Raw genomic sequence first — 14,073 nt, 5'->3', positions numbered from 1 at the left:
ACTTGACTGAAATCTTCGGTGCGGCTCCCCTGCGGAGCCGCACTTTTTTGTGCGTGACAGCAGGTTGCAGCTGACGATGGCGCCCGTGGGCGTCGAACCGGGATTGGCTCTCTCCTCTCCTGAACCGGAGACGGCCGACAGATGAACGATCAATCCAAGGTCCCACTAGACAAGAAACCGGGATTCAAGCGCTCCCCCTGGCGCGCCATGCTGCTCATCGTCATCGCCATTGTCGGCGCCTTCTTTGTGCAGCAGCTCCTGCAGCCCGAATTCGCCGCCGACGCTGCCCATTGCGTGGCCAAACAAGGCGCTGCCCTCGTCAATAGCTGCGAGGAACCGGTCAATGTCACGGTATGCCGGCCGTCGGATGCGGCCGCAGACGATTGCAGGCTTTACCTGCTCGACCCTGGGCAGACCACCGATACGGCGACCGGGCTGCCTGGCAGGCAGATCGCCAGCAGCGTCCATGCCTGCAAGCCGCCCTTCATCCCGGAGCGACGGCGGAACATCAACAACGCCTCGCTGTGGGAGAATGGCTGCGTCGCGGACTGACGCCGCCCTCGCATGGGCCTCAGCAACGCTGGCGCCAGAAGCTGCCGGGAGCTGCCTGCCGACAGATAGGTTCACTTTTTTCAAATATCGCACCAAGGATCGTTGCGACACGGGCGTCTTACCCCCTAGAACATCCATGAGGGTTTTGAGGGGGTTACTGTATGCTCAAGTTCGCACTTGCCGTCGCTCTGTGCCTTGCCGGCACGTTATCCGCCCAGGCGGCGTCCATATCCATCGTCTCCATGCAGTATTCGGCCTCCAATCCGGTGCCGCATCTGCACTATGAGGGCGAAACCGCCACCGGCGATGTCGACCTGCTGCGCGGCATGTTCCAGTCCTTTGTCAAATGCCGCCTCGAGTGCCTGGGACCCGATGGCGGCTCGACCGCCGTGCTCACCCTGAACGGTCCGGGCGGCGCCTATTTCGAGGGGCTCGCACTCGCCGACTTCCTGCGCGAGAACCACATCGCCACGGTCATCGAAAAGGACGCCCGCTGCTACTCGGCCTGTGCCTTCGCCTTCCTGGGCGGCTCCGGCTATTCCTCGATGGAAAGCCTCGGCACCTATGTCGACCGCCAGATCGAGCCCGGCGGCATCCTCGGGTTCCACTCGCCCTACCGTGACGAAGCCTCTTTCCTGCAGGCGCTGGAAGAACGCGGCGCCAACGAGATGATGGGCGAAAGCCGGGACAGCCTGTCGCGCATGGTGCGCGAACTGGTCAAGTGGAACGTCGACCCCGAAATCATCCACTTCATGCTCGGCAAGGGCCCCGACCAGACCTACGACATTGTCGGCGCTGACGACTATTACCTGGTGCGCGCCGCCCTGCCGCCGACGCCGGCAAGGGACTGGATCACCGATCTGCCGAGCGCCGTAAAGCACGCCTGCATGCGCCTGCTGGCCATCGACGAGCGTGGCGATCCGCTGAGCTACCAGAATTTCTTCGATATGCCCTGGCAGGACAATCTGGGCACCGACAAGCAGGGCCGGACCATCTCGGGCTACCACTGGAACGACCGCGTCCTCGATATCGGATCGTGCGGCATGCCCGACGCTGCTGCAGGCATCACCGACAAGATGGAAGTCGCGCTCTACTTCACCCCCGGTATCGACGGCACGATTGCGCCCGACACGACGTTCTTCAACAACCAGACCGGCTGGTCCACGGCCGGCCGCGGCCACAACCCGGTCAAGCGCATCCTGCAGAAGGGACCGATGAACCACTACTGGCTGCCCGTCGGCGTCACCATCGACAGCCTCAACCTGCCGGGCGAACTGGCCATTGCCGCCAACCGCTTCGTATCGGTAGCGCCGCCCGCCCACGCCAGCATGGACCCGGCGCTCGAAGTGGCCGTCACCACCCCGTCCACCCGGATCTCGCATATCGGCGATGTCTGGGTGTTCGAGCAGACCGGCTCGAAGCTGCTGTTCGACAGCGCCGTCGGCGACCCCGGCACCGGGCTGAGCTTCTCCAATAACGCCGCCAACGATGCCGGATTCATTCGCGAGGGCACCTACAAGGATGGCACGCCGTTCACCTGGTTCGGCTTCATCAAGGGTGAAGAGGCCACCGTCATCCGCGCCTTCGTCAGCAATGTCGACGGTTCGCCCGCCACAGCCGAGCAGACCGCCCTGCTCCGGCAGATCCAGTGCGCCGCCGAGTTCCAGGGCCTCAGGCTGGGCTGCTGACACCATGCAGCAGACGAGGCCGCAATCGCCGCGGCCTCGTCTGCGGGCACCAAATGCCGCACCGGCATTTTACCGGACCGAAAGGTTTTGGCGGTGGGATGAGAGCCAATCCGGCGTCTGGCCGGTCCGTGCCTCATCCCGGAGTCGTTGTAGTGTTCAAACGCCTGATCCTGGCCGCCGTCCTTAGCAGTTCGAGCTTTGCCGTCCCCACCGTGCTGGTCGCCACGCCGGCCGCCGCCGTGCAATGCCCGGAAACGGCACCCGAAGGCTTCAAGCGCGAAGGTGGCTTCTGCGACCTGCGCAACCAGACCGCGACCCTCGCGCCATCCCTGACCTCCAAGCCGGCAGAACCGACCCCGTCGCCACCGCCTTGCGGCAGTCTGTGGGAACTCAAGCTTCTGCCGCTCGGCGCGCGGGTGCTCACCGCCTGCTGATCCTCGCAGCAGCCAGCAGCCCGACATAGTTCAGCCTGAAACACACATAAGGTTCCCCAATTCGCTTGGGGGGCCCTATGCTGAAACGGGTCATACTGGGGCTGCTGGCATGCGTTGCGGCGGTCTATGTGTTTAACGCCAGTTGGCGAGTGACACCGCTGCCCGGTGCAATCAAAATCATCGCTCATCGCGGTGTGCACCAGAACTTCAACTCGGCCGGCCTGGGCAATGATGGCTGCAGTGCCGTTCGTATCGAAGCACCGACCCACACCTTCCTTGAAAACACGATTCCGTCGATGCGCGCCGCTTTCGCGGCCGGAGCCGACGTCGTCGAGTTCGACGTCCACCCCACGACCGACGGCAGGCTGGCCGTCTACCATGACTGGACCATCGACTGCCGCACCCAGGGCACCGGGGTCACCCGGGAGCAGGACATGACCACCCTCAAAGCGCTCGACATCGGTTACGGTTATACCAGCGATGACGGCGCGACCTACCCGTTCCGCGGCAAGGGCATTGGCATGATGCCGGAGATCAGCGAGGTCCTGACCGACTTCCCGGAGGGTCGCTTCCTTGTCAATTTCAAGAGCCGCGAAGCGCGTGAAGGCGACATGCTGGCGGACGTTCTGAACGCGCAGCCGGACTGGCGCGACGAAATATGGGGGGTCTACGGCGGCAGCGAACCAACCTGGCGGGCTCGCGACCTGCTGCACCCCACGCAAGCGCCAGATCGACCGCTGGTCGCTTTTTCGTCGCGCGGCGTCAAGGACTGCCTGCTGCAATACCTCGGCCTGGGCTGGACCGGGTATATGCCCGACGCCTGTCGCAACACCGCTGTCATGGTTCCGTTGAACTACGCCTGGCTCGTCTGGGGATGGCCCAATCTATTCGTGCAACGCATGGCGGCAGCCGGATCGTCGGTTATTCTGCTGGGCCCGCTCGACAATGGCGAACCCGGCACCGATGGAATTGATACAGCAGAGGAACTGGCGCAGGTCCCGTCGGGCTTTTCCGGCTACATCTGGACCAACCGCATCGAACGCATCGGCCCTATGGTGAAAGGCCGTTCGCTCGCGAAAGGCAGTCGACTCGGCCGCACCGCAGCAGGCCCTCTCAACTGAAGGCGCGTAGCAGTTGGTTTGCCGACTTTATGTGCATAGAAGCATCGACGGCTGACAGGCTAAGGCATAAGAGATGTGGGCTCGTTCCGAGTCCTTGTTTTCCGGATTTTCCCGTGATGCCCGCCGGCGTCCTTTTTGCGCTTTCCGCATACCTGCTTTATTCGTGCTGCGACGCGATCATCAAAGGTTTTGGCAGCGATCTCGCGGTCTTCGAGATCGCATTCTGGACCGCCCTCTTCTCGTTTTTGCCGGCCGTGTTCACCAAGCCCAAGGGTGAGCAGTGGCGCTATTTCTGGCGCATGAAGCACCCCTGGCTGGTCAACATGCGCGGCGTGGCCGGACTGCTCGGCAACATGGCGATCATCTACGCCTTCGTGCACATCCCGTTGGCCGAGGCCTATTCCATCGCCTTCCTCGCCCCGGTCTTCATCGTTTTCCTTTCCGCCCATCTGCTCAAGGAGCAGGTGTCGTGGCAGCGCTGGCTGTTCCTCGGCGCCAGCTTCTGCGGCGTGCTGCTGGTCGTCCGTCCCGGTTTTCGCGAACTCAACCTCGGCCACCTCGCAGCGCTCACTGCCGCTTTCTTTGGCGCCATCACCACGACCGCCCTGCGCAAGGTGGCGCCCGTCGAGAAACGCGTCAGCCTGATCGGCGTGCCGCTGGGCTATATCGTCATTGCCAACGGCATCCTGATGCTGCCCGGTTTCCACTGGCCGACCTGGCAGGAATTCGCCCTGCTGCTCGCCATCGGCGGGTTGGGCGGCACCGGCAATATCCTCTTTATTGCCGCGACGCGCCGCATCCCGGCCAGCCAGATCGCCCCCGGCCAGTACAGCCAGATCGCCTGGGCCATCATTTTCGGCGCCATCTTCTTTCACGAATATCCCGATCTTCTGGCCTATGTCGGGCTGGTCATCGTTGCGGTCGGCGGCATTCTCAACGTGGTCTCCGACGAAACGCGGATTCGCGTGTTTTCGCGACTGTCGGCCGGTGCCGGTCCGGCGACCGTTACGGCCGAAGTCAGCCTGCCGCTTGGTGACGACGCCAAACCGCCACCACCGCCGGGCGTCTGAGGCCGCATGACCAAGCCCGCCCTTGTCCAGTTCGGCATCCTGCTCGCCATTGCCTCCTACGCCACCTATTCGTGGGGCGACGCCATCGTGAAAGGCGTCAGGCAGACCGTCGGCATGTTCGAGGTCGGCCTGATCGCCACGACCTTTGCCCTCATCCCTGCGCTGTTCGCAAAGCCCCGGCGCGAACGCTGGCGCGACACCTTCAGCTTCCACAATCCCTGGCGCATGCACCTTATCGCTGCGCTGCGCCTCAACTCGAGCGTGATGATCACCTACTCGTTCATCACCATTCCGCTGGCCGAGGCCTATTGCATCGTCTTCCTGATCCCGGTCTTCATCACCATCCTCTCGGTGCTGATGCTCAAGGAAGAGGTCGGCATCGAACGCTGGATCCTGGTGCTGGTGAGCTTTGCCGGCGTGCTGCTGGTGGTCCGCCCGGGCTTCCGCGAACTCGAACTGGGCCACCTGACCGCTCTGGGCTGCGCCGCCTCGGCCGGTTTTGCCACGGTGCTGACCCGCCTGATATCCGGCAATGAACGCCGCATCAGCCTGTTTGTGCTGCCCACCCTGTACGCCATCGTCTTCAACGGCCTGATGGTGCTGATCCTCGGTGGCGTGGTGCCGAACTGGGGTGAACTGGGCCTGCTGCTGCTCTGCGGCTTGTGTGGCGGCACCGGCTACCTGCTGCAGATTGGCGCCATTGCCAATTCGCCAGCCAGCCGCGTCGCCCCGCTGCAATACAGCCAGATCGTCTGGGCCCTGATCCTCGGCGCCGTGTTCTTCGCCGAACTGCCCGACGGACTGGCCCTTGTCGGCCTGGGCATCGTCGTCGTCGCCGGCATCACCGGCATTTTCTCGGACGGGGCCCGGGCCCGCATCTCCGGGCGCTTTGCCCAATACCGCGCCCGCAAGCAGGGCGCACAGCCGCAGCCGGTCCCGATTCCGGGGCCTCCCGACATCTGACGTGCCAAAGAATGCATCGGCACGCGGACGCCAGTTCCGGAAAACTGCAATCGGCGCAAACATCTTCCCATGCGGGCCACGCGGACGCCGGCACGGCATGCTAGTCTTGGGCAAGGCGCGTCTCTGACCGCCCGACGATCGAAAGGAAAAACAATGAAGCTCGAATCCATCGCGCTCCACCACGGCTACACGGCGGAGGCAACCACCAAATCGGCAGCAGTGCCGATCTACCAGACCACCTCGTACACGTTCGACAATACCCAGCACGGTGCGGACCTCTTCAACCTCGCGGTCCCCGGCAACATCTATACCCGCATCATGAACCCGACGACGGCCGTGCTCGAGCAGCGCGTTGCCGAGATGGAAGGCGGCATCGCCGGCCTGTGCGTCGCCTCGGGCATGTCCGCCATCACCTATGCCATCCAGGCCATTGCCGGCGTCGGCGACAACATCGTCTCGGTCAGCCAGCTCTATGGCGGCACCTACAACCTGTTCGTGCACAGCTTCCCGCGCCAGGGCATCGACGTGCGTCTCGCCGACCAGGGCGATTTCGACGGCCTCGAAACGCTCATCGACGCCAACACCAAGGCGGTGTTCTGCGAATCCATCGGTAATCCGGCCGGCAATGTCGTCGATATCCAGCGTCTTGCCGAGATCGCCCACAAGCACGGCGTGCCGCTGATCGTCGACAACACCGTGGCCACGCCCTACCTCTGCAAGCCCATCGAGTTCGGCGCCGACATCGTCGTCCACGCCCTGACCAAATATATCGGCGGCCACGGCAACTCGATCGGCGGCATCATTGTCGACAGCGGCAAGTTCGACTGGGTCAAGAACAAGGAGCGCTTCAAGGTCCTGAACGAGCCCGATCCCTCCTATCACGGCGTCGTCTATACCGAGGCACTCGGGCCTGCAGCCTATATCGGCCGCTGCCGCGTCGTGCCGCTGCGCAACACCGGCGCCGCCCTCTCGCCGCACAGCGCCTTCCTCTTCCTGATGGGCCTCGAAACCCTCGGCCTGCGCATGGAACGCCATTGCGAGAATGCCGAGGCACTGGCGGCCTGGCTGAAAAAGCACCCCAAGATTTCCTGGGTGAACTATGCGGCGCTGCCGGACAGCAAGTACAACGCCACGGCCAAGAAGATCACCAAGGGCAAGGCCTCGGGCATCATCAGCTTCGGCATCAAGGGCGGTGCCGTTGCCGGCGGCCAGTTCATCGATGCGCTGCAGATGATCCTGCGGCTGGTCAATATCGGTGATGCCAAGTCGCTGGCCTGTCACCCGGCCTCGACCACCCATCGCCAGCTCTCGCCCGAGGAACTGGCCCGCGCCGGTGTCTCCGAAGACCTGGTGCGCATCTCGGTGGGCATCGAGCATATCGACGACATCATCGCCGACGTCTCGCAGGCGCTCGACAAGGTCGCCTGATCGTCCGGGCGGCACTGACGTGCCGCCCGATTCCCTCCGGTCTGCCCTACGCGCCCGAAGTTCAGGCCCTGATCTTCTTCACCAGCCGGACGCCTGGAAGCCCTTCAAAGTGCGTGTCGCAGGTCAGCAGGGTCGCCCCATGTTGCTGTGCGCAGGCATAGACGATGGCGTCGGCAGTTGCGAGCTTATGCTCCCGGCACATGTCGGCTGCAAGCAAAGCCGTCTCGGTATCGAGGACAGCCACGCGGCAGACTTGCGTGAAGGCCAGCACCTGCTCGGCCTTGTCCTCGCTGACCTCGCGCGTCACCCACTTGGCCAGTTCCAGTTGCACCATTGTAGGCACGAGCCACTCGGCTTCTTCGGGCAGATGCGGTGCTACCGCCTCGCCGGTCGGCGTATCCATAAGCCATTCGATCCAGGCCGACGTATCGACAAGGATCACTGCACGCGGTCCGACCGGTCCCGAAACTCGGTCGCCGACGCGTCGCGCGCCAGACCCTTGAGCGCCGCGCGCTTCGGCACTGGCACCAGCAGCACGCCACTGCCCTTGGGAATGAAGGCAAAAGTCAGCCCGGCCTCCCACTGCTGCGCAGCGCGGATCCCCTTGGGAATCGAAATCTGGAACTTCGAGGATAGCGTCGCCGTCTCGGCCATGTCTTACCTCTGCGCATCGATGCCGCAAAGGTAAGACAAAACTAGTTGCGTTTCAACGTCCGCCGAAATCGCCGCTGCCGATTGCCTGACTTCCATCAGGCGAAGCGAAAGCGGCCCGCACCACCTCAGAGCCCGGACTTGACCGCCGCAATCGCCTCGGCCGATTTCGAGCCGTCCGGGCCGCCGCCCTGCGCCATGTCGGGACGGCCGCCGCCACCCTGCCCGCCCAGCGCCGCCGTGGCCAGCTTCACCAGATCACCGGCCTTGTACTTGCCGATCAGATCGTCGGTGACGCCGACAGCCACCGTACCCTTGCCGTCCTCGCCCTTGAGCACGACGGTAATGATCCCTGAACCGACGCGGTTCTTTTCGGCATCGACCAGCCCCTTGACGTCCTTGGGCAGGATGCCTTCGACGGCGCGGCCGACAAAGGTCACGCCATTGACCGTCTCATCTGCGGCAGCAGCAGCGCCGTCGGCACTGCCACCGCCACCCAGCGCCAGCTTCTTGCGGGCGTCGCTGAGTTCGCGCTCGGCCTTCTTGAAATTGTCCTGCAGCGCCTCGATACGCTCGAGCACTTCATGCGAACCGGCGCGCAGCAGCTGCGCCGCGCTCTCGACGATGCGGATATTGTCATTGCCACGATGCCGCGCGGCACGACCGGTGACGGCCTCGATGCGGCGCACGCCGGCGGCTACGCCGCTTTCGCTGACCACCGACACCAGCCCGATATCGCCGGTGCGACGCACATGCGTGCCGCCACAGAGTTCCACCGACCAGCCCAGACCGTTACCGGTCGGCTCGCCCATGGCCACGACGCGCACTTCGTCGCCATATTTCTCGCCGAACAGGGCGCGGGCACCGGACTCCTTGGCCTCCTCGATACCCATCAGGCGCGTCTCGACGGGCGTGTTCTGCAGCACGATATCGTTGGCGATATCCTCGATCTGCGCCATTTCCTGGGGGCTGATCGGCTTGGTGTGCACGAAATCGAAGCGCAACCGGTCGGCCGAGACCAGCGAGCCCTTCTGTGCCACGTGACCCCCCAGCACGATGCGCAGCGCCTCATGCAGCAGGTGCGTGGCCGAATGGTTGGCGCGGATGGCCGAACGGCGTGCGTGATCGACCGTCAGCGCCAGGGCCGAACCGATCCGCAGCGTACCTTTTTCCACCTTCACCCGGTGGCCGAAAACGCCATGATGCTTGACCGTATCGAGCACGTCGGCCGCGATGCCCTCGCCGGCAAGCTGGCCCATATCGCCAACCTGGCCGCCGCTTTCGCCATAGAACGGCGTCTGGTTGAGCACCACAAAGCCTTCGTCGCCGGCCGCCAGTTCAGTGACCTGCTGGCCACCCTTGACCAGAGCCGTGACGGCGCCCTCGGCAGTCTCGGTCTCGTAGCCGAGGAATTCGGTAGGACCGACAGCATCGGCGACCGCGTACCAGATCTGGTCGGTCGCCGCCTCGCCCGAGCCCGACCAGCTCTTGCGCGCCTCGGCCTTCTGCGCCGCCATGGCGGCATCAAAGGCAGAGGTGTCGACGGTGATGCCGCGGGTGCGCAGGGCGTCCTGCGTCAAATCGAGCGGAAAACCGTAAGTGTCGTAGAGCTTGAAGGCGGTGCCGCCATCGAGCACGCCGCCTTCGTTCAGATCCCTGGCCTCGGCCTCCAGAATCTGCAGACCACGGCCCAGCGTCTTGAGGAAGCGGTTCTCCTCGAGCTCGACGGTTTCGGCGATCATCGCCTCGCCGCGCACCAGTTCGGGATAGGCCTGGCCCATCTCACGCACCAGCGTCGGCACGATCTTGTGGATGACCGGCTCGCTGGCCCCGAGCAGGGTCGCATGGCGCATGGCGCGACGCATGATGCGGCGCAGCACATAGCCACGGCCCTCGTTGGACGGCAGCACGCCCTCGGCAATCAGAAAGCTCATCGAGCGCAGGTGATCGGCGATGACCCGCAGGCTGGCATTAGAGCTCTCGCCGTTGTAACCGATCGCCTGTTGCGCCGAGGCGATCAGCGAGCGGAAGAGGTCGATCTCGTAATTGTTGTTGGTGCCCTGCATGACGGCGGCCACGCGCTCGAGCCCGGCGCCGGTGTCGATGGAAGGCTTGGGGAGCCCGGTCCGCGAGCCGTCGGCGGCCTGCTCGAACTGCATGAACACCAGGTTCCAGATCTCGACAAAGCGGTCCCCATCTTCCTCGGGCGTGCCCGGAGGGCCGCCCCAGTATTTCTCGCCGTGATCGTAGAAGATTTCCGAGCACGGCCCGCAGGGACCGGTATCGCCCATCTGCCAGAAATTGGACTTGGCGCCGAGCCGCACGATGCGATCCTCGGGCAGCCCCGAAATCTTCTTCCAGAGTTCGAGCGCCTCGTCGTCATCCTCATATATGGTGGCGGTGAGCTTGGCCTTGGGCAGGCCCCATTCCCTGGTGATCAGCGACCAGGCAAACTCGATCGCCTCGGCCTTGAAATAGTCGCCGAACGAGAAATTGCCGAGCATTTCAAAGAACGTGTGGTGGCGTGCCGTGAAGCCGACATTGTCGAGGTCATTGTGCTTGCCGCCGGCGCGCACGCATTTCTGCGACGTCGTCGCCGTCGAGTAGGGCCGCTTCTCGACGCCGGTGAAGACGTTCTTGAACTGCACCATGCCGGCATTGGTGAACATCAGCGTCGGATCGTTGCGCGGCACGAGCGGGCTCGAAGCCACCACTTCGTGGCCGTTCTTCTCGAAATAGCCGAGAAAACTGGACCGGATATCGTTCACGCTCGTCGTCATGAGAACTCTTCTTGGCAGCAAAAGGCGGGACCGCGGCCCCGCCATGAAAAACGATGGAAAGGCCTTCTATCGCGGGGCTCCCGCCTCTGTCCAGCAAAGCGGTCGGTTGGCGCGCCCAAAAGCAAACGGCGCCGGTGAGCCGGCGCCGTTGCAGTTCAATTCGGCCTGGACCGGCGCACGCGCGCCGGACTATTCGTCACTGCCCGCGTCATCGCTTTCCGGACCGGCCAGCAGCACCTCGCCCAGCAGCCCCGAACTCTCGCGCACACCCCTTTCGATGATGTTGGCAACCTCGGGATTGTCCTTGAGGAACTGCCGCGAATTCTCGCGGCCCTGCCCCAGGCGCTGGCTGTCGAACGAGAACCAGGCCCCCGACTTCTCGACGATACCCGCCTTGACGCCCAGGTCGAGAAGCTCGCCGGTCTTGGAAATGCCCTCGCCATACATGATGTCGAATTCAACCTGCCGGAACGGCGGCGCCAGCTTGTTCTTGACCACCTTGACCCGGGTCTGGTTGCCGATGACTTCCTCGCGCTCCTTGATGGCGCCGATGCGACGGATGTCGAGGCGAACCGACGCGTAGAATTTCAGCGCATTACCGCCCGTCGTGGTTTCCGGCGAACCATACATCACCCCGATCTTCATGCGGATCTGGTTGATGAAGATGACCATCGCCTTGGACTTGGAGATCGAACCGGTGAGCTTGCGCATCGCCTGGCTCATCAGGCGGGCCTGCAGACCCGGCAGCAAGTCGCCCATCTCGCCCTCAAGTTCGGCCTTGGGCGTCAGTGCGGCCACCGAATCGACCACCAGCACGTCGACGGCGCCGGACCGCACCAGCGTATCGGCGATTTCCAGCGCCTGCTCGCCGGAATCGGGCTGCGAGATCAGCAGCTCATCGACCTTGACGCCGAGCTTGCGGGCATAGTTGGGATCGAGGGCATGCTCGGCATCGACGAAAGCGCAGATGCCGCCGCTCTTTTGTGCCTCAGCGATCACATGCAATGCCAGCGTGGTCTTGCCCGAGCTTTCCGGCCCGAAAACCTCGATGATGCGGCCACGCGGCAGACCGCCAATGCCCAATGCGATGTCGAGACCCAGCGAGCCGGTCGATACGGCCTCAACCTGCGCGATCGGCCCCTCGCCGAAACGCATCACAGTGCCCTTGCCGAAGCTCCGCTCGATCTGGCTCAGCGCTGCAGCAAGCGCCTTGTCCTTGTCCATAGTTCCACCTTCAACCACGCGCAGGGGCGTTGCAGCAGCCATCTTCGGTCTCCCTTGTTTCATAACCGCCCGCCGCAGACAACAATTCGGCGCAGGCTCAGGTGTGCATCTCTTGTATGCCTTTTGTTCTCATTTTGTTTCATTCTCGTCAAGCGAAATTTGCGGCCTGGCGGAGCACCAGACACGCCTCTCCGCCCGGCCGGCGTGACCGCCTCCGGTTGCTGAAGTTGGATCGGGCCCCGAGGCGCTTGCCGTCTCTGGGTATGACTAATAACGAGACGGTAGCCGCCTCGGGGAACCGGGTTTTGTGGCATTGTCCCGCGCTTCGGGAGACTGGAGCCCGACTTGCCGCCCCTTTTCAACTCCGTGCACTTGGCCCAGGGGCGTGAGACGACTCCCTTCCCCCTCCCGGCAGTCCCCTCCGCAAGCGTTCGTCGCGCTTCCCGTCCGTCGCGGGGAGATTGCGCAAGATTACGCCCTGCGGCGAGGGCGGGGACAAGTTTTGCGATGCGGCTGGATCATCGTGCTGCGTCAGTGGCTTGGAGGTGTCGTCGATGCGCGAGTGACATCGGTCGGATGAATGACCCCACCGGGGCTCTCGCCCCCCCACCCCGGCCCTCCCCACAAGGGGGAGGGTGACGGAGGGGCTGGTCAATAATGGAGGCGTTGGCGTCTACTGGGTCCCGGCCGGCGCCGGGATGACGGCGGTGGGGCGGCAGGTGAGGGGCCACCAACGGCAGAGAGACCTCATCCTGAGCCTCCTCGTGGTTCGACAGGCTCACCATGAGGAGGCTCACCATGAGGAGGGAGAGAGTTGTGAAATGGCGTGGTCCGACCCAGGAAAGGTTCACCGTCGTCACCGACCACCTTTCGGGAGCGCGGCCCGCTTGGGCCGGACAAAGCTTGGCGAAGCGGGAAAGAGCCAGTGATCGCCAGGTTACCTCTGCCACCATGCTCGGGTCCAGCCCCCATGCCAGCCTGCACCCTCAAATCGCGTCCGCCTCGCCAATAGTCGTACTATTTGTTCCTTGCCTTTTGCCGCCTCATGCGTTCAATGCGGAAAACGGCGGCTAGGCTCCGCCGTGCCAGTTGCAAGGGGTTCGGCATGCATCTCATTCAGTTCCAGGACGATAGCGGCGCCCGCGCCGTGGCGGCGACCATCGGGGGCACGACCAGCGTCGTCACCGGAGCCGGCAGCGTCTACGCGCTGGCGCAGGAAGCTGCGGATCGCGGCACCACGCTGGCGGCAGTCGTTGCCGAAAAAGGGCTCGGCAAGGCCGTCGATCGCGTCGCCATCGCCCGCGAGGGCCGCCTGCTCTCCCCGGTCGATCATCCCGATCCGGCCCATCTCTACGTCACCGGCACCGGCCTCACCCATCTGGGCTCCGCCTCCACCCGCGACGCCATGCACAAGTCGAACCAGCAGGCCGCTGAAGCGCCGCTCACCGACTCCATGAAGATGTTCCGCATGGGCCTCGAGGGCGGCAAGCCGGGACCCGGCGAGGTCGGCGTGCAACCCGAATGGTTCTACAAGGGCAATGGCCATATCGTCGCCGCGCCCGGCAAGCCGATCCCCTCGCCCGCTTTCGCGCTCGACGCCGGCGAGGAGCCGGAAATGGCCGGCATCTACCTGATCGGCAAGGACGGCACGCCGTTCCGCCTCGGCTTTGCGTTGGGCAACGAGTTTTCCGACCACGTCACCGAGCGCGTGAACTACCTGTTCCTCGCCCATTCGAAGCTGCGCAGTTGCTCGTTCGGCCCCGAACTGCGCGTGGGCGAGCTGCCGCGCAACGTCTCGGGCATGTCGCGCATCCTGCGCGATGGCAAGGTGCTGTGGGAAAAGCCGTTCCTCTCGGGTGAGGACAACATGTCCCACACCATCGCCAACCTCGAGCACCACCACTTCAAGTACGACCTGTTCCGGCAGCCCGGCGACATCCACGTCCACATGTTCGGCACCGCCACGCTGAGCTTTGCCGACGGCATCAAGACCGAACCCGGCGACATCTTCGAGATCGAGGAAAGCCAGTTCGGCCTGCCGCTGCGCAATGCCGTTGCCTGGGACGATGACAAGCCGGTGGTGATCAAGTCGCTTTAGGCGACGCCCGCCAATAGAACCGTCAGCGGTTTACCTCCCCCCTTGCGGGGGAGGCCAGCGAAGC

Annotated in this window: 12 protein-coding genes; 8 read left to right on the top strand and 4 right to left on the bottom strand. The window is 64.1% G+C overall.

The window, feature by feature from the left end; translation table 11 throughout:
• Nucleotides 1-141: 141 nt before the first annotated feature.
• From AC0L4C_RS13260 to AC0L4C_RS13230, 7 genes are all read left to right on the top strand, one after another.
• Nucleotides 142-552, top strand: a complete 411-nt coding sequence (locus AC0L4C_RS13260) for a hypothetical protein (protein ID WP_473400116.1) — start codon at nt 142-144, stop codon at nt 550-552.
• Between the two features lie 161 nt (nt 553-713).
• On the top strand, nt 714-2,240 hold the full coding sequence (locus AC0L4C_RS13255; RefSeq protein ID WP_473400115.1) for a COG3904 family protein: 1,527 nt from the start codon (nt 714-716) through the stop codon (nt 2,238-2,240).
• Nucleotides 2,241-2,392: 152 nt separating this feature from the next.
• Nucleotides 2,393-2,674: a hypothetical protein gene (locus AC0L4C_RS13250; RefSeq protein WP_473400114.1), complete on the top strand. Its 282-nt coding sequence runs from the start codon at nt 2,393-2,395 to the stop codon at nt 2,672-2,674.
• A gap of 77 nt (nt 2,675-2,751) precedes the next feature.
• On the top strand, nt 2,752-3,795 hold the full coding sequence (locus AC0L4C_RS13245; RefSeq protein ID WP_473400113.1) for a glycerophosphodiester phosphodiesterase family protein: 1,044 nt from the start codon (nt 2,752-2,754) through the stop codon (nt 3,793-3,795).
• 116 nt (nt 3,796-3,911) lie between these two features.
• Nucleotides 3,912-4,865, top strand: coding sequence for a DMT family transporter (locus AC0L4C_RS13240; RefSeq protein ID WP_473400112.1), 954 nt, complete (start codon nt 3,912-3,914; stop codon nt 4,863-4,865).
• A gap of 6 nt (nt 4,866-4,871) precedes the next feature.
• A complete protein-coding gene (locus AC0L4C_RS13235) occupies nt 4,872-5,828 on the top strand; it encodes a DMT family transporter (RefSeq protein WP_473400111.1) in 957 nt (318 codons plus the stop codon).
• A gap of 153 nt (nt 5,829-5,981) precedes the next feature.
• Nucleotides 5,982-7,256 (top strand): O-acetylhomoserine aminocarboxypropyltransferase/cysteine synthase family protein, encoded by a 1,275-nt coding sequence (locus AC0L4C_RS13230; protein WP_473400110.1) that lies wholly within the window; start codon nt 5,982-5,984, stop codon nt 7,254-7,256.
• A 61-nt stretch (nt 7,257-7,317) separates the two neighbouring features.
• On the opposite strand, the gene AC0L4C_RS13225 is transcribed toward AC0L4C_RS13230, so the two are convergent.
• The 4 genes from AC0L4C_RS13225 to recA form a co-directional block, all read right to left on the bottom strand.
• The gene (locus AC0L4C_RS13225; protein WP_473400108.1) at nt 7,318-7,698 is read right to left on the bottom strand and encodes a PIN domain-containing protein; all 381 of its coding nucleotides are present in this window, start codon (nt 7,696-7,698) and stop codon (nt 7,318-7,320) included.
• Complete coding sequence (locus AC0L4C_RS13220) at nt 7,695-7,910, bottom strand: AbrB/MazE/SpoVT family DNA-binding domain-containing protein (protein ID WP_473400107.1); 216 nt, start codon at nt 7,908-7,910, stop codon at nt 7,695-7,697. The genes AC0L4C_RS13225 and AC0L4C_RS13220 overlap by 4 nt, the downstream gene beginning before the upstream one ends.
• Nucleotides 7,911-8,035: 125 nt before the next feature.
• Nucleotides 8,036-10,687 carry an alanine--tRNA ligase gene (alaS, locus tag AC0L4C_RS13215; protein ID WP_473400106.1) on the bottom strand — a complete coding sequence of 884 codons (2,652 nt, stop codon included), beginning with the start codon at nt 10,685-10,687 and terminating at the stop codon, nt 8,036-8,038.
• Nucleotides 10,688-10,876: 189 nt separating this feature from the next.
• A complete protein-coding gene (gene recA, locus AC0L4C_RS13210) occupies nt 10,877-11,953 on the bottom strand; it encodes a recombinase RecA (protein WP_473400105.1) in 1,077 nt (358 codons plus the stop codon).
• 1,063 nt (nt 11,954-13,016) lie between these two features.
• Between recA and araD1 the strand changes: the two genes are divergently transcribed.
• Complete coding sequence (araD1, locus tag AC0L4C_RS13205; protein ID WP_473400102.1) at nt 13,017-14,009, top strand: AraD1 family protein; 993 nt, start codon at nt 13,017-13,019, stop codon at nt 14,007-14,009.
• The last annotated feature ends 64 nt before the right edge of the window (nt 14,010-14,073 follow it).

The sequence above is a fragment of the Devosia sp. J20-27 genome (assembly GCF_055808595.1).
This window is presented reverse-complemented; position numbering and strand designations above follow the sequence as displayed.